Origin of the sequence: Reichenbachiella carrageenanivorans (genome assembly GCF_025639805.1) — a bacterium.
Classification (GTDB): domain Bacteria; phylum Bacteroidota; class Bacteroidia; order Cytophagales; family Cyclobacteriaceae; genus Reichenbachiella; species Reichenbachiella carrageenanivorans.
Window position 1 is genome coordinate 1,724,803 of sequence record NZ_CP106735.1, and the last position, 22,130, is coordinate 1,746,932.

Below are 22,130 nucleotides of genomic sequence, written 5' to 3' on the forward strand. Positions count from 1 at the left end.
CTTTCGAGAAAATTAATTTCTCTGAAGCCATGAAAACCAAATCAACAAACATAGGCTGGCTTGTAGCCTTCTTATTCTTTTTTTTACCACAAAATACCAATGCCCAGCAGCTCGATTATTTACGGTCGCTTGGCGGATCGCTAGACGATTATGCTCATGCTACTTGTATAGACGCCAATGGCTACATTTATGTCGTTGGATCTTTCGGTGGCACGGTTGATTTTGACCCAGGAGCTGGGGTGAGTGAGCTCACCGCTGTCGCAGCCAAAGATGCATTCATCCTCAAGCTCAACGACACAGGCAGCTTCATCTGGGTAAAGCATATGCGTGGGCTATCCGCCTCTTCTGGTTCTATTTCTGCAAGTTCAATAGCTGTATCAGGTACTGACCTATACATCGGAGGAACTTATAGCACGTCGATGGATGCCGATCCCAGTGCAGGAGAAGCTCTTTTTGGCGTTGGAGTACATCTTGCCACCAATTCCTTTATCACCAAACTCAATACTTCTGGCGGTTTTTTATGGGCCAGAAATTGGAGAGCCTCAAACAATTACTTGAATGCCCTCGCCCCTGATGGTACAAGTGTGGTAGTGGGACTTACTTTCAAGCACTCCATGCCGATTGATCCGAGTAATTATGATTCTCCGGTCATTTACTCCAACAATAACTCAATGGATTGCTATATTATACGATTAGATGAAGATGGGTTAAAAGAATGGAGTACAAATTTTGGAGGCCCAGATGCTGACGAGATCCGTGGACTGGCTGTAGATGCTAGTAGCAATATCTACATCTCAGGAAACTTTAGAAATACTGTCAATTTTAATAATCTGGGCTCCTATGAGCTCACATCGGCAGGTTATAATGACATATTTGTAATGAAACTGGCCTCAAATTTTTCTTTTCAATGGGCAAAATCTGTTGGAGGAACGAGTAGTGACTACAGCAGTGACTTAGCGTTAGACGCTGCTGGAAACGTGGTGAGCACGGGGTACTTTGCCGGTGACAACATCGACTTTGACCCTGGAGCTGGTACCTCCCTACTATCCAGTGTTTCGGCTGATATTTTTGTTCAGAAACTTGAGCCTGATGGGGATTTTATCTGGGCCAAGAGTTTTGGAGGAACCAGCTATGATGTCGTGTATGATCTCAATACAGATTTAAATTCAAACATATATCTGACTGGGAATTTCAATGGCACGGTTGATTTCGATCCGGGAGCGGGTGTTTTTGAACTGACCTCAGCTGGATCCAATGACATCTATGCTACTAAACTGACCGCTGCAGGTGAGCTGGGCTGGGCTGTCCGAATGGGCGGTGCGGATGTCGATATTGGACGAGGCATTGCTGTCGATCCATCCGGAAAAGTGGTACTCACGGGTTATTATCAAGGAACGAGTGATTTTGACCCCGGAGCTGGCGTCAGCAGCGCCACATCAAATGGCTTGTATGACACTTTCATTCAAAAACTCAGTCCTGACGGAGTCAACCCTACAGTATCCAGCTTTAGCCCAGTGGACGGTGCCAATACGGTCTCTATAGATGCTAATCTGGTTTTGAATTTTAGTGAAAACGTAAAAAAAGGAACAGGCAACATCGTACTATACAAATCTGGCGGACAGGTGATCGAAACGTTTAGCCCATCCAGTACAGCGGTGACAGTTTCAGGAGCCACTGTTACGATCAATCCTAGCAGTAATCTACTGAACGGCACAGGGTATTATGTACAAATCGCAATGAGCGCGATCAAAGACGTCGCAGGCAACAACTACGCTGGGATTTCCAATACCACCACATGGAACTTCACTACAGTGGCAGCCACCAACGATCCACCGACCAATATCTTATTGAGTTTCAATGCGATCAATGAAAACAATGCCATCAATGCTGTGATAGGCACATTGTCTACAACTGATCCTGATCCAGGCAGTCCGCATACCTACAGCATCGTGTCTGGAACTGGCGACACCGACAATGCCAGCTTCCACCTGGCAGACAATCAGCTCCGTGCGAGCGAAGTGTTTGATTTTGAAAGTAAATCCAGCTATTCGGTAAGAATCAACACCTTCGACGGAGTAAACAATTTTGCCAAGGCATTTACTATCAACATTACTAATGTCGCAGAAAACAATGCACCAACCAATATTACACTGACCAACAATTCGATCAATGAGAACAATTCATTGGGCGCTACGATAGGCACCTTCTCGACCACCGATCCAGATGGCGGCACGCACAGCTATGCGCTGGTGTCGGGTACTGGCAGTACGAACAATGCCAACTTCACGATAGCAGGTAATGCGCTCAAAGCCAATACAGTCTTTGATTACGAAACGAAAACCAGCTACAGCATACGTGTGCGTACCAGTGACGGCACAGCCACTTTCGACAAAATATTTACCATCAACATCAATGATCTGGTAGATACAGACATCGCAGGCCCAGTGGTGACCAGTTTAAGTCCGGCAGATGGTGTAGCAAGCGTACCACTGGATGGTACATTGGTCATGACCTTCAACGAAAACATCGCCCTACAAGCCAGTGGTGGATATGTGCGAGTCAGAAAACTTTCGGGCGATGCACTCGTGCTAGAGGGTAGACCGCTCATCGATACGGATATATTTACCATCGATGGCAATACGTTGACTTTCTCCTTGGCAGACTACACAGGACTGGCGCCAGCTTTTGAGACGGATTACTATGTCACCATCGACGAATACACCCTGAAAGATGCCGCAGGCAACTACTACATCGGCTTCATGGATAATGCCACTTGGAACTTCACCTCTGCTACTGAATTGGAGAGCGACGAGACTGCACCAGTTTTGGTGGGATTGGATCCATCCAATGGATCTTTCGATTATGCTTACGATCGAGGATATATTACGATGACTTTTTCAGAACCAGTAGTAAATAATGTAGTCAGCAGTCATTTTTTTCATTTACGTCGCTTACCTGGAAACCAGATCGTAAAGCAATTTTCACTAAATACATCAGAGGTCACAATTGATGGCAATAAAGTAACATTGAACGATGTTCCTGATCTTAGTGTTAACACAACCTATCTTATCACATGTACTTCACAGTATCCTTTTGCCGACTTGGCTGGAAATGAATTCGAAAGTTGGCAATCCAATACTTCTTTTTGGCAATTCACACCCAAATCAGGTGCTCAAGTTGTCAGTATGAATCCTACACACAATAATACAAACGTAGATACCTACGCATCCCTTGAAGTGGTTTTTGATCGAGAGGTTTTTATCGATCCCACCTATTCGGAAATTGTTATCATATTTCGGGGTGGCACTCCACATGTTATTTTTGGTCCTGATTCAGAGCACCTAACGATTACTGGAAATGCTTTACATATTAACCCTTGGTTTGATTTGAATATGAATCAGGAATACGGCGTTCAAGTTCATGGATTGGTAAACAGTGAGGGCTATCCGGTTCGGTCTATATCTCGTACGGATTGGGTATTCACCACCAATGATCAGATCAACAACGCCCCAAACAATATGGTTTTGTCCAACACCACGATTAACGAGGGCAATGCCATAGGCCAGACAGTCGGTACTATCGCCGTATCCGACCCTAATGTCGAAGACGTGCATACCCTGAGTTTCCAAGCAGGGTCTGGAGATACATTCAATCACGCATTTACACTGTTTGGCAATGAATTAAGGGCAAATCAAGTTTTCGACTACACTACAAATACCATTCTTAGTATTCGATTATTAGCCGAAGACGACAAAGGAGGTAGATATGAAAAGAACCTATTTATTAACGTCAATGCCGTGCCTACGGACATCATGATTGATAGCGACAATATCAATGAAAACAATACAATAGGGTGGGCTGTAGGTGTTTTAAGTACCGTAGATCAAAACAATACGAATGGCTTTACCTATACTTTGGTAGATGGTGACGGTGGGGATGATAATGCCAGCTTTACGATTTCAAGCAATGTACTCAAGGCTGCAGAAGTTTTTGATTACGAAACTAAGAGTACTTATCAGATTCGGGTGAGAACGACAGATGGATTGGCTGCTATTGAGAAAATGATGACGATCCATGTCAACTATGTGGATAACTATGCCCCTACTGTGGTCAGCATGAACCCTCTGGATGAGGCTACTGGTGTGGCATTGGATGCTGATCTGGTGCTGACCTTTAACGAGCCTATAGTGGCGGGAACTAACGTTATATATGTCACTGATGCGACTAATGGTGTCAGCCTAATCTATGGAGCCGTCAATACTTCTCCAGATTTGTTCACTGTTTCTGGAGAGACACTTACCATACATTTGGCCAATTACAATGGACCATTTGAACCTTCGTATGCTAGAAGATACTATGTCCAAGTATCTCCAAATGCTATAAGAGACCCATCGGGTAATAGTTTTGATGAATTCAATAACGCCACCTCATGGAATTTCACCACCGAAGCAGCGCCAGATGAGACAGCGCCTACGCTGCTATCCAAATCGCCAGGTGATAACGCAACAAGCGTAGCCAAGGAGACCAATTTGGTACTCACCTTTAATGAGTCAGTTGCCCTTGGATTTGGCACCATCCAATTGATAGACCAAAAGGGCAGCGTAGTAGAGCAGTATTCTTCAGGAGAAAATGCTTCACAGGTCTCTATTTTAAATAATGAAGTCACGATTGACCCTTCTGTAAATCTGCAGGCCAATTTGGATTACCATGTCTTGATAGAATCCAATGCCCTCACAGACCTTGCCGGAAATCCCTATGCAGGGTTCAACGACGAAGCCGTATGGAATTTTAAAACATTAGTAGTAGGGCAAGCACCTACGGATATCAGCATTTCTGCCGATCACTTCGACGAAGACCTGGCGAGCAATCAAGAGATCGCGACTTTGTCAGCTACAGATCCTGAGGGCGATGCTTTCTACTTTGAACTTGTGCAGGTAGATGGATCGGGTACTGCCTATGATGATTTTTATATCAATGGCAACAAGCTTTATTCAGGATATAATGGGTATGAGTACACTGATAAAAGTGAATATGCCTTGAGAATAAAAGCAATTGACAACAACAATAATACTTTCGAAAAGGATTTCACCCTGTATATCAACGACAACGAGCCTCCGAAAGTGGTGTCATTTTCGCCTGGCGATAATACGACTGGCGCGCTGGTATCGGGCGTATGGACAGCCACCTTCGACGAACCCATATTTTTAGAGGAGGGTGGCGTTCAAGGATTCGCTATTGCACGTGGAACCAGCGCTAACTACGTGCATATCCTAAATACGGACGACAGTCGGATCAGCATAGATGGCAATACCTTGACCATTGATCTTGGGTTCACGCTATGGGAAGAAACAGATTATTGGGTTTGGATAAAGTCTGGAGTTATAAAGGATAGTGATGAGAATTACTACAATGCTCATCTACCAGCTTCAACATGGAATTTCACCACAGGAGACTTCACCGCGCCGTCTGTCACCAGCTTATCGCCTGCGAATAATGCCTCGGGCGTGTCGTCGACACCTGAGTTGATTATGACTTTCAGTGAGAATATTTCCTTCTACACTGACGCTGCGACAGCTTTTTTTCAAATTAACGAATTGAATGGCCCTGTCAATGAAACGATCAATTGGACAGATCCAGCCGTGACGGTGATCAACGATAATCAGATTAAAATCGCATTAAGTATCGCTTTGAGTCCAGGTACAACCTATTGGGTGCAAGCGTATAATCTGGACAACATCCTTGTGATGGACAGTTATGAAAATGAGCTGAGTCCATGGGGAAATGACGATACCTATTGGAGATTTACCACCACCAAAGCAGATCAGATCATCACTTTCGAAGAAATATCGAACAAAACCTTTGGTGATGCACCCTTCATGATCGATGTGGAGGCCAGTTCAGGTTTGGATGTCGCACTCACGCCATTAGGGCCGATCACGATCAATGGCAACCTGGTGACCATCACTGGTGCAGGCGCTGCCAGCATCAATGCCAACCAAGCCGGCGATGAACAATATAACGCCGCTCCACAAGTAAATCGCGGATTTACTATAGCTGCCGCCACACAAACCATCACTATCGATCCTGTAGGAAACAAGCTCATTACCGACGAACCATTCGACATCGTGGCGTCCAATGGGGCTAGCCCCATGGCTTTGTCCTATCACATCGAAAGCGGCTCTGCGACAGTAAGTGGCAACACAGTGACACTCAACGGCACCACGGGTACGGTAGTGATCAGGGTAGAGGCCGCCGGCAATGCCAACTATGCCAGTGCCACCGAATACACCACCTTCAACGTGATTGACGAAAGTCTGGAAGATCAAACCATCACTTTCAGTGTCGGTGATCAGGTCTATGGCCAAACCGTAAGTTTGAATGGTGCAGCGTCTAGTTCGCTTGCGGTCAGCTACGAGATGGTATCAGGACCTATCTCCCTTTCGGGGAATAGTTTGGTACTCACTGGTGTTGGTACAGCCAGCATCCGAGCACTGCAATCCGGCAATGATGCTTACAATCCTGCCGATCCGGTTTTGGTGGAGTTTTCGATCAGCAAAGCACCGCTTACGATCACCGCCACCGACAAGAGTATGGTATTTGGCGAAAGCCTGCCCGAGCTGACCATGAGCTACAGTGGATTTGTAAACGGAGAAGGAGCCAGCAGCATTACTTTGCCTACTGTAGCTACTGCAGCTACAGGTGCTAGCGATGCGGGCACATATCACATTGAGTTGGCGGGAGGGGCTGCCGACAATTATTCAATGACCTTAATAGATGGAGTATTGACTGTTGAAAAAGCTACTGCTACGATTTCGTTGGCAGAGCTTATACATGAAGCAGACGGAACGGCTAAGTTACCTACAGTGGCCACAGATCCAGCTGATTTGAATGTGAGTGTCACTTACGATGGCGTAGCGGAGGCACCTACTGCGGCGGGTTCTTATGAAGTAGTAGCTACTATAAATGAAAGCAATTACCAAGGCAGTGTCACAGGTACACTTGTGATAAATGAGGCTACGGTGACAGGCATAGCCACCCAACAAGTTGAAATCTCTGTATTTCCGAATCCAGCGGCCGAATGGTTACAATTTTCTGGTTTGTCCTCGGAGGCTCAGTTGGATATGGTAGATATAGAAGGTAGTCAGGTACTGACCCGCCTTATCTATCCAGGAGACAAAGTTGATATTTCACAAATGCAAACTGGTATGTATGTACTTCATATCAGCAATAATCATATCACCACAACAACGAAGATCCTTATCCACAGATAGGCTTGGCATAAAGGTTTAGGGTAAGTATTAGGGCAGCTTTGGCTGCCCTTTTTGTTGTTTGTATCCCTTTTATAGTATGCACTTGTATTCACCGAGAACTTTGTTCGTTTCGCCGAGAAAAACGGAGTCAAGGGCGGAGTCATATTACTTTTGAAACTGAAGCAATTAATCAAGAGTCAGCAGCTTATTGGTTAGAAAAATGGAATTAGAATGTTGAGAGAAGAAAGAGATGACCCGAAAATGGCGCTGAAAATTAAATTAGCGTCGATTAAGCAACATGTTGTCCTGTGGATGACAAGCTGGATGTTTCGATCCTCACCAGGGTTGAATGTACTGGTTACCGTCATGGTACGAGTACCCAAATGATTTATTATGAGAAAACTAAGTCCCCGTTCGGTTCGTCCGAGTGGGGACAGTTTTTTATACCCTTCTTCTCACGTTAGTATTTATCCCTCACTTCAAAGGAACGTTTGGCAATCACTCTGACAAAGTTCTTCCTGCATAGGTCATATCCTTCCTGTTTCTTAAAGGATATCATATATGCCAATAATAATTGTAGAAAATAATTCTCAAAATGAGACGAACAGCCTCATGTACGTTGTCCTATTTGCTTTTCAAATGGGTGCTAAGCTGATTTGGCTGGTTTGGCACAAAATTGTAACCCACTGGGTATAACCAAACAAATAAAATCATGTTTAGAATATCCATCATATTTTTTGTAGTCGCACTGATCGCTGCTTTTTTCGGATTTGGAGGAATTGCCGCTAGTGCTGCTGGAGCTGCTAAAATCGTCTTTTTTATTGCACTTGTTGTGCTAGTAATTTCTTTACTCACGGGCGGATATCGCAGACGATAATATTTGAAATCATCAACCTTAAAAATCAATATCATGAAAGCAATAAAAATAACAGTCACACTTATATTCATAGGTTTACTCGTTCATACTTCAAAGGCTCAGAGTGAGTCTGGGGTCAAAGGAGGGGTCAATTTCAGTAGTTTGATTCAAAATGAAATAGAAGACGAAAACATGCGGATGGGCTGGCATGCGGGGTTCTATTCTAAAATGGAGTTGAGTCCAAGCCTGTTTATCATGCCTGAGTTGCTGTTTTCTACTAAAGGTACATCTGTGGAATATGGTATCGGTGGTTCTACTGGACAAACAAATTTGGGTATATACTATATCGATGTGCCTGTTCTTTTAGGAATCAACCTGACTGATCAGCTAGCTCTTCATTTAGGACCATATGTTTCATATTTGGTAGATACCAAAATCGAAACCAAAGGAGATTTTGGAAGTGATCAAGTGGATGTAGATAGAGATCACCTCAAAAGCTTCGATTACGGGCTTTCTGGTGGATTAGCGTTAGACTTTGGCGCAGCTGCTGTTGGAGCTAGATATAATTATGGACTGACTAAACTAGCAGATAGTGATGGTGCTGAGCTCGTCATAGGAGATTCTCAAAATGCTGTAGGCCAAATTTATATCTCTTATCAATTATCCAAAAAATAAATAACAATCGATAAATTCACCGAATGAGTGAACGCAAAAGAGGCCTCTATTTGTTGGTGTTTTTTCCCTTGGTTTTTTTGGGATTATTTGTATTGGCGCAAGCCAATCTGGCAAAAATCATAGATGCTCGTTTGTCAGAGCAGGGTTTGGAAGTGCAGTCGTCAGGTACTACCATTAGCTTATGGTCGAGGTCTATTTTACTAGATTCGTTGAGGCTGTCTCATCCGTCAGGAAGTCAGTTGTTTTGCACAAAGCTTGAAATTACGGGCATCCATCTCTTCGATCTGATGTTCAAAAACGGATTTTCAGCCAATACACTGGCTGTCGATACTCTTTTCATTCGGTTGAATATGCCAACGGACAGCTTGGACGTAATGCTAAAGGGTACAGCCAAGCCGAAGAAAGACTATGCCTTCTCACGAGTTCGGGTAGGTCGTGGAGGTATTCATTATTCCAATGCCGATCAGGAGGTACTGTCATTGGGTTTTGTGATCAACGCTCTGCAAGTCGATTCGAAGACAGGGTTTGGTGAAGGAAGTGTGGCTTTGAACCAACTCAGGTATTATTTGCCAGAGGATGGAGGGATGGTTACGATAGATAGCCTTGTGCTAGATTTGAATAAAAAGCAACTGGGAGCTAAAAAACTAGCACTGACGCCAGTGCTTGATATTCCTGCTTTTGTCAAAAGATTTCCATATCAGAAGGACAGGATCGACTTGCAGGTGGCGAGTATGACTCTGGAGGACTTGGACTTGGCTGGTGTTTTTGAAGGAGGTGGCGTGAAGTGTGAACGGGTTAAGTTGGATACTGTTGCACTTGAGGTATTTCGTGATAAGCAATTGAAACGAGCCAAACAGCCTGATAAGCCATTGTTTATAGATTGGCTCAAAGCCAGCCCATTGCCAGTAAGCGTAGACACTTTCGTCTTGACCAAAGCGTCCATTCTGTACAAAGAGCATTATCCACCTAGCAACGAACGTGCTTATGTGTCTTTTACCCAGTTGCATGCTACTGCCTACCGAATCTATAGCGAAAGTCAGTTGCCCATAGTTCTCGAGGCACAGGCTGTGGTGCAGCATCAAGGGAGGCTTCGTGTGCGATTTGACTTGAGCGATAGACCAGAAGGGAGCAGGGTCGTGGGCTCGTTGTCAGGCATGGAGCTCGCCAGGTTCAATACCATGAGTGTACCTGCCGTGGGAATGAACATTAGTAAAGGGGTACTCAATCGGATGACTTTTGATTTTCATTACAATCATAAAATTGTGAATGGAATTTTGGATATGGATTATGAAGATTTGTCTATTCAGCTGGTAGACAAGGAAACCAAGTCGCAAAATATTGCACAGCAAGTGGGCAGTTTCATGGTCAACACTTTCAAAGTAAAAAGCAGCAATAACCGAACGCAAAAGAGTTATAATCAAGGGCTAATCGCGTATGACCGTGAACCTGAAAAATCAGAAATATCCTTGTGGTGGAAAGCACTCTTGAGTGGGATCAAATCTTCAGTAGGTGTAGAAAAAAAGAAAGAAGCGGCATAGTCTGACGATATCCTCCCCCATATATATCTTTGGTGAAGCGGAATAAAGGCAGAGGAAATTTGGAAAACTTCTCATGCATGCCTTATTTTTTTGTTCAACTTAGTTTAGGCCAGGTCGGTTGGCTTACGACAGTCTTTTATATTCATTAATTTGCACTAAAATCCTAAACACAAAACTAACAGTGAAATACTCAATCGAAAACGACCTATTCAAAGTAGAGGTCGATGAATGTGGAGCAGAACTTTGTAGTATTTTGTCTAAAGGCTCAGGACAAGAATACATTTGGCAAGCAGACCCGAAAGTATGGAAAGGTGCCGCCCCCGTGCTTTTTCCTGTGATAGGAGGTCTCAAAGACGGCAAGTATAAATTTGACGGCAAAACCTACCAGTTGCCTAAGCATGGTTTTGCACGAGAAAGCAACAAATTTAGATTGATCAATCGTACGGCGTCTAGGTTGTCTTTTTCTATTGTCAGTGATGAGGAGACTTTGGTTATGTATCCTTTTAAATTCGAAATGAAAATTAGTTTTTTCTTGTTTGAAAGTCGCTTGCAGGTTTTTCATGAAATAGTCAACACGGATGATAAACCAATGTATTTTTCATTAGGAGGTCATCCAGCTTTCAACTACCCTTGGAAAGATGGTGAGAGTAGGGACAACTACTATCTCGAGTTCGAGAGAAAAGAGAATAATGCCATTTTTGTGATTTCAGAAAATGGACTGTTGACGAAAGAAGAAAAGCCTCAAATGGAGGAGACCAATAAACTGGTGCTAGAAGATGGTTTGTTTGACAACGATGCCTTGGTGTTTTCCGAACTTAATTCCTCAGAAGTGAGCTTGAAATCTAAAAGTTCGAAAGGAAAAATCAGTGTCAACTTTGATGACTTTCCTTTTCTAGGGCTTTGGTCGAAACCAAACGCCAATTTTTTATGTATTGAACCATGGGATGGGCTGCCTGATTTTGAAGACTCCGATCAAGAACTCACCCGCAAACCTGGTATTATCAAATTAGGAGCAGGAAGTATTCATTATGCATCATATACCATTCAAATTTTTGAGGCTTAGCCTATTATTTTTATTTGTTTTATTGTTTTACGCTTGTCAGCCAAGTCAGCCAGTACTCACGGAGGAGTATCTGAAAGCAGATGCGGAGTATAGAGCAGAGCTGACCAATGGAAGAAATTATTATTTGAAATTAGTAGGGCTTCATCCCTTGGTGTTTGGTACCAATTTTTTCGGTGTTTCCGATGTCAATAATATTCAGCTAACAGGAGAAGGTGTGCCCTCAACGATCGGCGCGATAGAGTTTTCTGACGAAGGCATATGGTTTACCGCATCAGATAGTATCTCTGTTCGTTTGGCCAAAAATGACTCGGCAGTCAGTAGGTGGGTTTATGCATTTGATACAACTTTCAACAGCCCATTACTCAAATACAACAACCTAGAATGGCAGGTGATCAAACGGGCGGAGGAATATTTCCTTAGAGTCAAGGATCAAAACAGCGAATTGGCAAAAAACTTTAAGGGTTTTGAAGTATATCCGCTGCAGTCAGCATATGTGGTGGTGGCCGATTATCAGCCTTTTGAAGAGGCACAAATAGAAACCGTAAATACCCAGCTGGGTACAGAGCAGCAGTTGGAGTTTGTGGGTGCCTTGTCTTTTGAGTGGGAAAACGACCAGTATGAGCTGACGGTGGGCGCCGAAGGCTTCTTAGCCGTAGGTGACCAGACCAATGACGACACTACGTATGGTGGCGGTCGATATATGTACGTGCCTATACCAGCTGAAGCGGGCCCGGTGATCGTAGATTTCAATCGATTATACAATCCTCCTTGTGTCTATTCAAAATATACCACTTGTCCATTGCCACCTGCGCAAAACCTCTTGCCGATCAAGTTAGAAGCTGGAGAAAAGCAGCTGAGGCTATAACTTGACCGTTTTGCATTTGTATGTTTTGGCAAGTCTTGTTATTTTGATAAGATAATTAACAAAACCTACCTACATGTTTAAGAATATCATCATTGCCTTTCTTGTATTGGCATCCATTGTTTTGGTGTTTTATGCCAATAACCAATCCAAACAAACTTTAGCACAGATGCGCGAGGCGCAATCAAATTTAGTATTAGCAGAGAGAAACGCTGAAAGAGCCAGACAAGAAGAACAAAAGGCTGTAGAGGCAGCGGCACGGGCAAGAATAGCTGAAAGAAAAGCTCAGGATTTACAGGCTCAATTAGATGATTGTAAATAAGAGAGCCATGATTAAAAATTTATTAATAGGTGTATGGGTGATGGTCTGTATCATTTTTGCCATTTATGCCAATGCCTGCAAGCAAAGTGCAGATAGGCAAATGATAGCCGTACTTGAGAGTAAAGTAATGGCTCTGGAAAATATAGAGAGAGCCAAGTGGGCAGAAGAGCAGGCGATAGCTTCAATTGCTCAAGAGAAAATGGCACAGCGTAAGTCCCTTGATATCTCTCGAAAGCTCAAGACATGTAAATAATCTATTTTTTGACAAGATATTCTATGTGCTTACCTCTTGGGTTATCTATTTCTAATAGATAAACACCACGCTTGAGAAAATCTGTAGCAATTTTAGCTTGACTTGACCCGTCATGTGTAGTGGTATATACTACTACTCCAGTCAGGGTGATTACAGACAAAGAAACAATACTTTCAGAGCTTATTATAGTCACTTGTTCTGTCACAGGGTTGGGGTAGGCAGTGTATGTGCCTGCTTGCTCTTGTTTGGATACTCGAATAGGGTCAAATACTTTGAATTTACCATCATAGTCGGTCTGTTTCAAATGATAGTAAGTCGTGCCATTTATTCGTTGGTTGTCTACAAAAGTATACTCTAGTACTCCTTGGTGAAAGCCTGCACCAGCTACTTCACCTATAGCTGTATAGCCTATACCATCGGTAGACTTATATAACGTAAAGAAGTCATTGTTGATCTCGATAAGCGTTGCCCAGTTGAGTGTAACCATACGGTCACTAGCTGTTGCCTCAAAATATTTGAGTATTATAGGAAGCGAGATGTCTCCACAAGCAATACCCGAGCACTTACCATTTGAAGTTACGCTGCCTGGGCCAGTAATAGTGGCATCGCCAGTATCTATATCTCCTTCTACATGTATGGATCCTCCATTGTCTACAGTGATAGCACCGTCTTTAATATTTGCGTTGCCCGCTATGTCTATACTTCCTCCAGACCCAACATTGATGTTAGAGCCACTAGCAAGGCTGATATCACCATCTATGTTTAAATCTCCATCTATATCTAGAGTACTATTGTTTTTTGCATCAATTCCAGATATAATGGTGAGAACTGAGCCTGGTTCCACATTAAGCGTAAGGTTGTTTTGTAGTATTAGTTGACCACTGATGATAAGTGTAGCGTTGTTTATCACATTAATAGTTGCGCCATTGCTTGTCACATCACCATGTATTGTTACTACAACACCTGACCCGTCAACTGTTAAATATTTGTTGTTATTGATAGTTGAATTGAGGTAATCTGCGTTTGTGGTTATACTTGTGTTATTAAATCCCCCATTCGTAAAAGAGGTGTTTGAAGCTAGTATACCTGTGCTATTTTTTAAAGGTGTGCCAGTCTCTGGAGTATCATCTTTAGGAGTTACTTCTACAAACAAATATAAGTTTACATCGCTTGGTTGAATCGTGTAACGAGAACCAGTAGCTCCACTAATCGAAGAGTAGCCACTGCTGCCATCTGATGAGGAAGAAGTGTACCACTGGTATTCTGATAAGTCAGTAGCTCCATCGTCATTGGAAAATGTATATTTAGCCGTGAGAGAGGTGGAGTTTCCTCCATTGATAAGCGCGTCTCCTAGTACTTCCATATTAGAAATCAATGGGTTAGTCGCAGATGTCTGATGACAGGCTACGATTAATAAAAAACTTAATAAAGCTTTCATGTTATGATGATGATTATGTGTATAATAAATAGGTTAGAGAAGGGGTCTCTAGGAGAGGGTAAGGCAAATTTATGCTATTCTATGTGAGACTAATATGTCTTTTTAAATAAAAGATTGATATGTCTAGCCCTATATGGTACGAAGCGAAGTCTTCCCTCTTGTTGTGTAACGTTTTAGAGGAGCTGTGCCCTACTTCCGAGTTTGACAACTTCCAAATCTTTTATTTTTCCCATTTCGATAGTAAACCTCAATAGGGTGCGTTCTTTGTGAAAACCATGTCGGCCAGCGGCACCAGGATTCATATATAATATGCCCGGTCGTTTGGGGTCATGCATTACAGCTAGTATGTGTGAATGTCCGCAGATAAATAATTGAGGTAGCCATTTGTTGATCAGAGGCCTGACTCTAGGATTGTACCTAGGGGGCTTGCCGCCAATATGAGTCATCCAAACACGGACTCCCTCGCAGTCGAACTTCTGATCTTCGGGAAAGAGCTGGCGAACGTCATGCCCGTCTATATTGCCATATACGCCTAATGTGGGTTTGAATGCCCCCAGTTCTTCGATAATAGACACAGTACCTACGTCGCCTGCATGCCAGATTTGATCCACTTCTGCGAAGTAATCAAATACCTTGGGATCTAAAAAACCGTGTGTATCTGAGATCAGTCCTATGCGCAATTTTATTAAATTTGAGAGTCAAGCAATCTATTTTCAAATTCAGTATATTCGGTTTAACCCGCCGTAACTGGACTTCGAAGTTGACACTTTTTTTTAATTAAACAACAACATTATGCCCATACGCAGACCTTTCAATTTGCAGCAATGGATCGATGACAATCGAGCGCTGCTGAAGCCTCCAGTCGGAAATAAAAACCTCTATATAGAATCTGAGGATTATATCGTGATGATTGTAGGTGGCCCCAATGCTCGTAAAGATTATCATTATAATGAAACCGAAGAACTGTTTTACCAGATTCAGGGAGAAATTACTGTGAGAATTCAGGAAGATCACAAAGCCGTAGATATTGTTATCAAAGAAGGAGAGATGTATTTGCACCCCGCACGTGTACCCCATTCTCCGATTCGAGGAGAAAATACTGTGGGTTTGGTCATTGAGCGAAAGCGTCATAGAGAAATGGATGACGGACTCATGTGGTTTTGTGACAAGTGCAACACCAAATTGTATGACGCGTATTTCTACCTTACCAATATAGAAAAGGATTTTTTGCCTCGGTTCAAAGAATTTTATGCTTCAGAAGAACTTCGTACCTGCAAAAACTGCGGTCATGTCATGGAGGTAGACACTCGGTTTGTCTGACTCATACAGTTGATCTTCATCGCCATTAAAAAGTGATTCATAAGCTATACTGGCATACCTTCTTAAATTCTTTTCAGTGATGCAATATCAAAACACCCTAGCATTCGCACGCGAATGCGATGCCAAAGACCCACTTCGCTCCTATCGGGCACAATTTTACATACCGCAGCACGAGGGAAAGGACTGCATCTACCTTGTGGGAAATTCTCTAGGCTTGCAGCCAAAAACTGCGAGAGCATTTATCGAACAAGAACTACTAGACTGGCAAAACCTAGGCGTGGAGGGACATTTTGATGTGCGAGCCAAACGGCCTTGGTTCCATTATCATAAATATTTAAAAACTCATTTGGCTACTTTAGCAGGAGCCAATGAATCTGAGGTAGTATCTATGAATAGTCTCACCACGAATCTGCATCTGATGATGGTATCTTTTTATCGGCCTACGACAGAGCGTTTCAAAATTATCACAGAAGCAGGGGCTTTTCCTTCCGATCAATATGCGCTAGAAACGCAAATACATTTTCATGCAAATAAAGGAGGTACGACACTTTTTAATCCCAAAGAGGCTATGGTCGAACTCGTCCCAAGGCCAGGGAGGAGACTTTGAGAACGGAAGACATATTGGCTGCTATAGCAGAGCACAAGGATCAACTGGCTTTGGTTATGATGCCCGGTGTGCAATATTATACAGGGCAGTACTTCGACATTAAAGCGATTACGAAGCAAGGACATGACTGTGGGGCATTGGTGGGTTTTGATTTGGCTCATGCTTTTGGCAATGTGCCGCTACAGCTGCACGACGACGGCGTTGATTTTGCTGTTTGGTGTTCGTATAAGTATCTCAATTCTGGACCAGGGGCAGTGTCAGGTGTTTTTGTACATGAGCGGCACAGCAGCAATCCGGATTTGCCTCGGTTTGCCGGCTGGTGGGGTCACGACGAAGCTGAGAGGTTTCAGATGAAGAAAGGGTTCGTGCCTATGGAGGGTGCGGACGCTTGGCAGCTTAGCAATGTGAATGTAATACCGAGTGCTGCTCACTTGGCTTCGTTGGAAATGTTTTCGAAAGCAGGTATCTACAACCTTAGAGAAAAAAGCATACTGCTCACAGGTTACATGGAGTATTTAATTAATGAATTGAATACTGGAGGAGAAGTGATAAAAATAATTACACCGAGTGACTCAGGTCAAAGAGGAGCCCAACTGTCCTTGTGCTTGTCTAGCGGAGGCAAAGAGGTGTTTATTCAGTTAGGTAAAAATGGAATTGTTGCGGACTGGCGTGAACCGAATGTGATACGTGTAGCAGCTGTGCCTATGTACAATTCTTTCGAAGAGGTCTGGCTTTTTGCAGATCAATTGAAGCGATTAGTACGTAATTAAAAGGGGAATTTCACAGGTAATTACTTAGATAGGGTTAATTTTTTAAAATTAACTACGTATAAATTTGACATACTTAGAAAAAACTACGTACTTTTACGTAATAAATCTAAGATATGGAAAAGATCATAGTTATTGGTAATGGTATGGTGGGGTATAAGTTTTGCGAAAAGCTTAGATCCAAAGCCACAAAGGAACAATTTTCAATTAAAGTATTCGGAGAAGAGCCTCATCCGGCATATGACAGAGTGCATTTGAGTGAGTACTTTTCTAATCGATCAGTCGAGGATTTAGAAATGGCGCCTCGCAGTTGGTACGTAGAAAATGACGTAGAGCTGATTACTGGAGAGCTGATCGTGAATATCGATAGAGAAAACAAAGTGATCAAGAGTCATACAGGGCTTGAAGAATCTTACGATAAGTTGATTTTGGCTACTGGTTCAAGTGCTTTTGTCCCTCCTATCAAAGGGTCGGAAATGCAAGGTGTGTTTGTCTATCGTACCATCGAAGACTTAGAGGCTATTATTGAGTATAGCAAGCATTCCAAAAAAGCGGCTGTACTTGGAGGTGGGTTGTTGGGGTTAGAAGCTGCCAAGGCTATGCTAGACCTCAATCAAGAGACGCATGTGATCGAATTTGCTTCGCGATTAATGCCACGGCAGTTGGATCAGGCAGGATCCGATGCGTTGAAATATAAGATGGAAGAGCTGGATGTGAATATTCATATGAATAGAAACACGGCCAGTATCTTAGGAGAAGACAAGATGACGGGGTTAGAATTTACCGACGGTCAATTGATGGCTGCCGATATGCTGGTGATCTCTTGTGGAATAAAACCTCGCGACGAGCTGGCCAAGCAATGTGGATTGGAAGTAGGACACAGAGGTGGAATAGTGGTCAATGATCACTTGGAAACCACCGACAAAGATATTTTTGCCATAGGTGAGTGCGCCTTGCACAAGGAATTTATCTATGGTCTAGTCGCTCCTGGCTATGAAATGGCTGAAGTAGTAGCGGATAGACTTATTGGTGGTGATGAGAAAACCTTTGAAAGTTTTGACATGTCTACCAAATTGAAGTTGATAGGTGTGGATGTAGCTAGCTTTGGCGATGCGCTTTGTGAAAACACACCACACAAGCCGATCGTTTTCGAAGATAGCTTAGAAGGTATTTACAAAAGAATTAATCTCTCCGAGGATGGTAAAACCCTTCTGGGAGGCATATTAGTAGGAGATGCAGAAGCCTACGGCATGCTACTTCAAATCACCCTTAATGGTATGGCATTGCCTCCTAGCCCTGAAGACCTCATCTTGGGAAGTAGAGGTGGAGAGTCTGCGGATATGGAGCTGCCCGATACCGCTCAGATTTGCTCATGTGAAAACGTGACAAAAGGCGATATCTGCAAGGCCGTAGTGGACAACAACCTAGAGCATGTGGCTGATGTGAAGTCGTGTACCAAAGCAGGGACTGGCTGTGGAGCATGTAGCCCAATGGTTGCGGATATTTTTAATGCCCAGCTCAAGTCTATGGGCAAGACGGTCAAAAAAGTATTGTGTGAGCATTTCGATTATTCTCGTCAAGAGTTGTTCGATTTGATCAAAATAAAAGGAATCAAGAGTTACGATGACCTCCTAGATGCACATGGATCGGGCGATGGTTGTGAAGTTTGTAAGCCAGCAGTGGCTTCATTGATGGCCAGTATCTGGAATGAATTGATTTTGAATCAAGATACGATTCAAGACACGAACGATAGATTTTTGGCTAATATCCAAAAAGGAGGGTCGTACTCTGTGGTGCCTAGAATTCCTGGAGGTGAGATTACACCAGACAAACTGATTGTGATTGGGCAAGTGGCTAAAAAATATGACCTGTATACCAAAATCACTGGAGGGCAGCGTATCGATCTGTTTGGCGCAAGTGTCAATCAGTTGCCAGACATTTGGGAAGAATTGATTGAGGCGGGTTTCGAGAGTGGTCATGCCTATGGAAAATCACTCCGAACAGTGAAAAGCTGTGTAGGGTCTTCTTGGTGTAGATTTGGGTTGCACGACTCTGTGTCGTTCGCTATCGAAATAGAAGAAAGATACAGAGGACTCCGGTCTCCACATAAGCTAAAAAGCGCCGTGTCGGGTTGTAGAAGAGAATGTGCAGAAGCATTGAGCAAGGATTTTGGTATCATCGCTACCGAGCTAGGTTGGAATCTATACGTATGTGGCAATGGTGGAGCTAATCCACAGCATGCCTTACTGCTGGCTGGCGACATAGATTCAGAAACTTGTAAAAAGTACATTGATCGATTCTTGATGTTTTACATCAAAACAGCTGAGCCACTCAACAGAACGTCTACTTGGCTGAACAAACTAGAAGGCGGCATAGAGTACCTCAAGCAAGTAGTTGTAGGGGATTCATTAGGCATAGCGGCAGATTTGGAGCGAGAGATGGACTTTATGGTTGAAACATACAAGTGTGAATGGAAAGAAGTGGTAAACAACCCTGAGTTGAGAAAGAAATTTAGCCATTTCGTAAACACTGAAATTCCTGATCCTACGATGCAATTCGAAGACTTTAGAGGGCAGAAGAAGCCAGTAGATTGGGACAAAGAATTAGTAGAGAGTAAATAATCGTAGGGCAATGACTGATATATTAGAGTATAAAACAGTAACAGAAAGTGAAGTAGGTGCTTGGATAAAAGTAGCTGCGGTAGCAGATTTTCCAGCCAATGGCGGTGTCTGTGCAGATCACAAAGGGTTGCAAGTGGCGGTATTCAATTTTAGCCGTAGAGATGAATGGTACGCTACTCAAAATTTGTGCCCACACAAAAAACAAATGATCTTGAGTCGGGGTATGTTGGGTTCGTCTGGAGAGGAGCCCAAGGTTGCATGTCCGTTTCATAAGCAAACATTTTCGTTGAAAAATGGAAATAACCTAAACGGCGACCATTGTGCACTAGCTACGTATCCTGTAAAAGTAGAAGAAGGGTATGTTTATGTAGGTTTTAAAAACTAAGTCAACAAAATTGTTAAATTTTGTATCAAAAATATAGACGTTGAAAAAAACACAAGCACTTAGCAAACTGGTAAGAATTTTAATGGCAGCTTCATTTGGAGTTGCCATTTTGGCCGTTATTGGTCAGTATTCTTTGATGCAACATGTGGCGAATAAGGAGCTATATCAGTTGCAGTTCGGGTTGTTTGGAGGGCTCGTTTTGTTGGGCGTGATTGCTTTTTTTGTAATTGTCAAACCGGCATATATGAAATTTCGATCTGTTTATCAGGCACTGATCGAATCAGAAGAATCGGCCAAACAAATGACACAGGAACTCAATAGGCTCTACAATGAGTTGGGCAAGTCTTATCAAGACCTGGAAGCTGTCAACCTCGTGCCAGAGGAGCCTTCCACACTCATGAAACTTGATAGTGATGGCAACGTGATTTATGTTTCTGATCGCTTTAAACAAATCATGTCTGTGAATGGCGAGGGGTTTTCTAAAAACCTATTTGAGTGGTTCAAAGAGGAAAATCTAAATGAAGATTTTATCACCAGCTTGCGAAATATTCTTTCTCGTGGGGAATCTTGGAATGGTGAATTAGATTTAACTAACCAAGATGGTGATTTGATATGGTTGGATATTTCGATGCAGCCCGTGATGAGTGGAGCCAATAGCAGTTTGAAGACCTTGGTTATCGGGCGAGATGTGACCGAAATGAAGGAAGCCAAGCAGCGGTCTAGAGAGATCAACCGTGAAGCGATCGAAAAACGAGTGAAAGAACAACAATACCGGTCGGTGTTGATTCTTGAAGGACAAGAAGAAGAAAGAAAACGCATTTCACAAGAAATACACGATGGGATTGGTCAGATGTTGACTGGTCTGAAACTCAACCTTGAAGGCATCGTGCCATCAGACTCTCCACACATGAAAAAACGATTGAGGGATACGAAAGACCTCATGAAAAGTGTGATCAAAGAGGTGAGAAGAGTATCCTTTAATTTGACCCCAAGTAGCTTGGTGGATTTTGGTATCACACCAGCGATGAAAAAAATCAGTCAGGAAGTTTCCGCATTGACTAATACAAAGGTAGAATTCGATAATCGAACGAATTTTATCAATAGATTAGATAAAAATGTAGAGACCAATTTGTACCGTATCGTACAAGAAGCCGTAAACAACGGCATCAAATATGCCCAAGCTGATAAAATAGTTATTAGTTTTGAACACAACCCTTCGCATTTGATCGTGACAGTAGCGGACAACGGCAAAGGCTTTGAGTTTGAAAAATTGCAAAAAACTGGACATTTTGGAGCGTCTGGGCATGGAATATTTAATATGAAAGAAAGAGCGGCCTTTATAAATGGCTCTTTCGACATTCAAACAGAACTCGGGGTAGGGACGAAAATTATAATCAAACTACCGTTAAGCTAGACTTATGAATACGATAAAAGTAATCTTAGCCGACGACCACGTCATTGTTAGAAATGGAATCAAAATTTTGCTTGAAAGCGAAGGTGAAGTCGAAGTAATCGCTGAAGCTTCTAACGGGCAGGAAGCCGTTGAAAAGGTTAAGCAGTTTAAGCCAGATATTCTGATCTCAGATATTCGTATGCCGATTATGAACGGACTCGAAGCCACTGCTGAGCTCAAAAAAGTATCTCCAGATACCAAGACATTGATCCTCTCCATGCATGATGATGAGGAGTATATCATCAAAAGCGTAGAATGTGGGGCGTCTGGTTATCTGCTCAAAGACACCACCAAAGAGGAGTTTGTAAAAGCACTCAGAAGTATCTTGGATGGGCATAAGTATTTTAGTGGTGATATCTCAGATGTTTTAGTAAATGGTTATTTAAATAAAGGCGCACAAGGTTCCTCAGATTCCAATCGTGAAGGAGATGTTTTAGTCAAAACAGATTACCATATTACTAAACGTGAAAAGCAAATTTTACAGTTGGTATACGAAGGTCATAGCAACAAAGAAATTGCAGATGAACTGCAAAAAAGTATCCGTACAGTAGAAACTCACCGTTTCAACATCATGAAAAAACTGGAGGTGGGCAATATCACCGAACTTATCAGAAAAATAGATAACGAGCTTTACATCCTAGACTAACTCGTTTATTAACGTATTTTTTTAATTGTTTGCATGTGTTAAAATACGATCGATTATTTATACTGCCTGCATTT

17 protein-coding genes are annotated in these 22,130 nt (G+C 42.8%); 15 read left to right on the forward strand and 2 right to left on the reverse strand.

Going from position 1 to position 22,130, the window contains the following annotated elements; genetic code table 11:
- Positions 1-29: 29 nt before the first annotated feature.
- From N7E81_RS06945 to N7E81_RS06980, 8 genes are all read left to right on the forward strand, one after another.
- On the forward strand, positions 30-7,271 hold the full coding sequence (locus tag N7E81_RS06945) for an Ig-like domain-containing protein (protein ID WP_263052564.1): 7,242 nt from the start codon (positions 30-32) through the stop codon (positions 7,269-7,271).
- Between the two features lie 691 nt (positions 7,272-7,962).
- Complete coding sequence (locus N7E81_RS06950; RefSeq protein ID WP_263052565.1) at positions 7,963-8,127, forward strand: DUF1328 domain-containing protein; 165 nt, start codon at positions 7,963-7,965, stop codon at positions 8,125-8,127.
- 33 nt (positions 8,128-8,160) lie between these two features.
- Positions 8,161-8,781, forward strand: a complete 621-nt coding sequence (locus N7E81_RS06955; RefSeq protein ID WP_263052566.1) for a porin family protein — start codon at positions 8,161-8,163, stop codon at positions 8,779-8,781.
- 23 nt (positions 8,782-8,804) lie between these two features.
- Positions 8,805-10,319, forward strand: a complete 1,515-nt coding sequence (locus N7E81_RS06960) for a DUF748 domain-containing protein (protein ID WP_263052567.1) — start codon at positions 8,805-8,807, stop codon at positions 10,317-10,319.
- A gap of 181 nt (positions 10,320-10,500) precedes the next feature.
- Positions 10,501-11,382: an aldose 1-epimerase family protein gene (locus tag N7E81_RS06965; protein ID WP_263052568.1), complete on the forward strand. Its 882-nt coding sequence runs from the start codon at positions 10,501-10,503 to the stop codon at positions 11,380-11,382.
- A 22-nt stretch (positions 11,383-11,404) separates the two neighbouring features.
- Positions 11,405-12,247, forward strand: a complete 843-nt coding sequence (locus N7E81_RS06970) for a DUF1684 domain-containing protein (RefSeq protein ID WP_263052569.1) — start codon at positions 11,405-11,407, stop codon at positions 12,245-12,247.
- 73 nt (positions 12,248-12,320) lie between these two features.
- Positions 12,321-12,566: a hypothetical protein gene (locus N7E81_RS06975; RefSeq protein WP_263052570.1), complete on the forward strand. Its 246-nt coding sequence runs from the start codon at positions 12,321-12,323 to the stop codon at positions 12,564-12,566.
- Between the two features lie 7 nt (positions 12,567-12,573).
- Complete coding sequence (locus N7E81_RS06980) at positions 12,574-12,819, forward strand: hypothetical protein (protein ID WP_263052571.1); 246 nt, start codon at positions 12,574-12,576, stop codon at positions 12,817-12,819.
- Between the two features lies 1 nt (position 12,820).
- Here the strand turns inward: N7E81_RS06980 and N7E81_RS06985 are convergent, their stop codons facing one another.
- Both N7E81_RS06985 and N7E81_RS06990 read right to left on the reverse strand, forming a co-directional pair.
- Entirely contained in the window at positions 12,821-14,257 is a 1,437-nt protein-coding gene (locus tag N7E81_RS06985) for a T9SS type A sorting domain-containing protein (RefSeq protein WP_263052572.1), read from the reverse strand.
- Between the two features lie 173 nt (positions 14,258-14,430).
- A complete protein-coding gene (locus N7E81_RS06990) occupies positions 14,431-14,937 on the reverse strand; it encodes a metallophosphoesterase family protein (RefSeq protein WP_263052573.1) in 507 nt (168 codons plus the stop codon).
- 112 nt (positions 14,938-15,049) lie between these two features.
- Between N7E81_RS06990 and N7E81_RS06995 the strand changes: the two genes are divergently transcribed.
- The 7 genes from N7E81_RS06995 to N7E81_RS07020 all read left to right on the forward strand — a co-directional run bounded on the left by N7E81_RS06995 (position 15,050) and on the right by N7E81_RS07020 (position 22,056).
- Positions 15,050-15,577 carry a 3-hydroxyanthranilate 3,4-dioxygenase gene (locus tag N7E81_RS06995; RefSeq protein ID WP_263052574.1) on the forward strand — a complete coding sequence of 176 codons (528 nt, stop codon included), beginning with the start codon at positions 15,050-15,052 and terminating at the stop codon, positions 15,575-15,577.
- 79 nt (positions 15,578-15,656) lie between these two features.
- Complete coding sequence (locus N7E81_RS19285; RefSeq protein WP_317624069.1) at positions 15,657-16,184, forward strand: hypothetical protein; 528 nt, start codon at positions 15,657-15,659, stop codon at positions 16,182-16,184.
- A complete protein-coding gene (gene kynU, locus N7E81_RS19290) occupies positions 16,181-16,954 on the forward strand; it encodes a kynureninase (RefSeq protein WP_317624070.1) in 774 nt (257 codons plus the stop codon). Before N7E81_RS19285 ends, kynU begins: the two co-directional genes overlap by 4 nt.
- Positions 16,955-17,067: 113 nt before the next feature.
- Entirely contained in the window at positions 17,068-19,572 is a 2,505-nt protein-coding gene (gene nirB / locus N7E81_RS07005; RefSeq protein ID WP_263052575.1) for a nitrite reductase large subunit NirB, read from the forward strand.
- 10 nt (positions 19,573-19,582) lie between these two features.
- Positions 19,583-19,957 carry a nitrite reductase small subunit NirD gene (gene nirD, locus N7E81_RS07010; RefSeq protein ID WP_263052576.1) on the forward strand — a complete coding sequence of 125 codons (375 nt, stop codon included), beginning with the start codon at positions 19,583-19,585 and terminating at the stop codon, positions 19,955-19,957.
- A gap of 40 nt (positions 19,958-19,997) precedes the next feature.
- A complete protein-coding gene (locus N7E81_RS07015) occupies positions 19,998-21,371 on the forward strand; it encodes a PAS domain-containing sensor histidine kinase (RefSeq protein WP_263052577.1) in 1,374 nt (457 codons plus the stop codon).
- A gap of 4 nt (positions 21,372-21,375) precedes the next feature.
- Entirely contained in the window at positions 21,376-22,056 is a 681-nt protein-coding gene (locus N7E81_RS07020) for a response regulator transcription factor (protein ID WP_263052578.1), read from the forward strand.
- Positions 22,057-22,130: the final 74 nt, after the last annotated feature.

Coding starts and splice junctions, on each gene's coding strand:
- N7E81_RS06985 (WP_263052572.1), bottom strand. CDS start 14,257: ATGAAAGCTTTATTAAGTTTTTTATTAATCGTAGCCTGTCATCAGACA.
- N7E81_RS06975 (WP_263052570.1), top strand. CDS start 12,321: ATGTTTAAGAATATCATCATTGCCTTTCTTGTATTGGCATCCATTGTT.
- nirD (WP_263052576.1), top strand. CDS start 19,583: ATGACTGATATATTAGAGTATAAAACAGTAACAGAAAGTGAAGTAGGT.
- N7E81_RS06995 (WP_263052574.1), top strand. CDS start 15,050: ATGCCCATACGCAGACCTTTCAATTTGCAGCAATGGATCGATGACAAT.
- N7E81_RS06960 (WP_263052567.1), top strand. CDS start 8,805: ATGAGTGAACGCAAAAGAGGCCTCTATTTGTTGGTGTTTTTTCCCTTG.
- N7E81_RS06950 (WP_263052565.1), top strand. CDS start 7,963: ATGTTTAGAATATCCATCATATTTTTTGTAGTCGCACTGATCGCTGCT.
- N7E81_RS06980 (WP_263052571.1), top strand. CDS start 12,574: ATGATTAAAAATTTATTAATAGGTGTATGGGTGATGGTCTGTATCATT.
- N7E81_RS07020 (WP_263052578.1), top strand. CDS start 21,376: ATGAATACGATAAAAGTAATCTTAGCCGACGACCACGTCATTGTTAGA.
- N7E81_RS06945 (WP_263052564.1), top strand. CDS start 30: ATGAAAACCAAATCAACAAACATAGGCTGGCTTGTAGCCTTCTTATTC.
- N7E81_RS06955 (WP_263052566.1), top strand. CDS start 8,161: ATGAAAGCAATAAAAATAACAGTCACACTTATATTCATAGGTTTACTC.
- nirB (WP_263052575.1), top strand. CDS start 17,068: ATGGAAAAGATCATAGTTATTGGTAATGGTATGGTGGGGTATAAGTTT.
- N7E81_RS19285 (WP_317624069.1), top strand. CDS start 15,657: ATGCAATATCAAAACACCCTAGCATTCGCACGCGAATGCGATGCCAAA.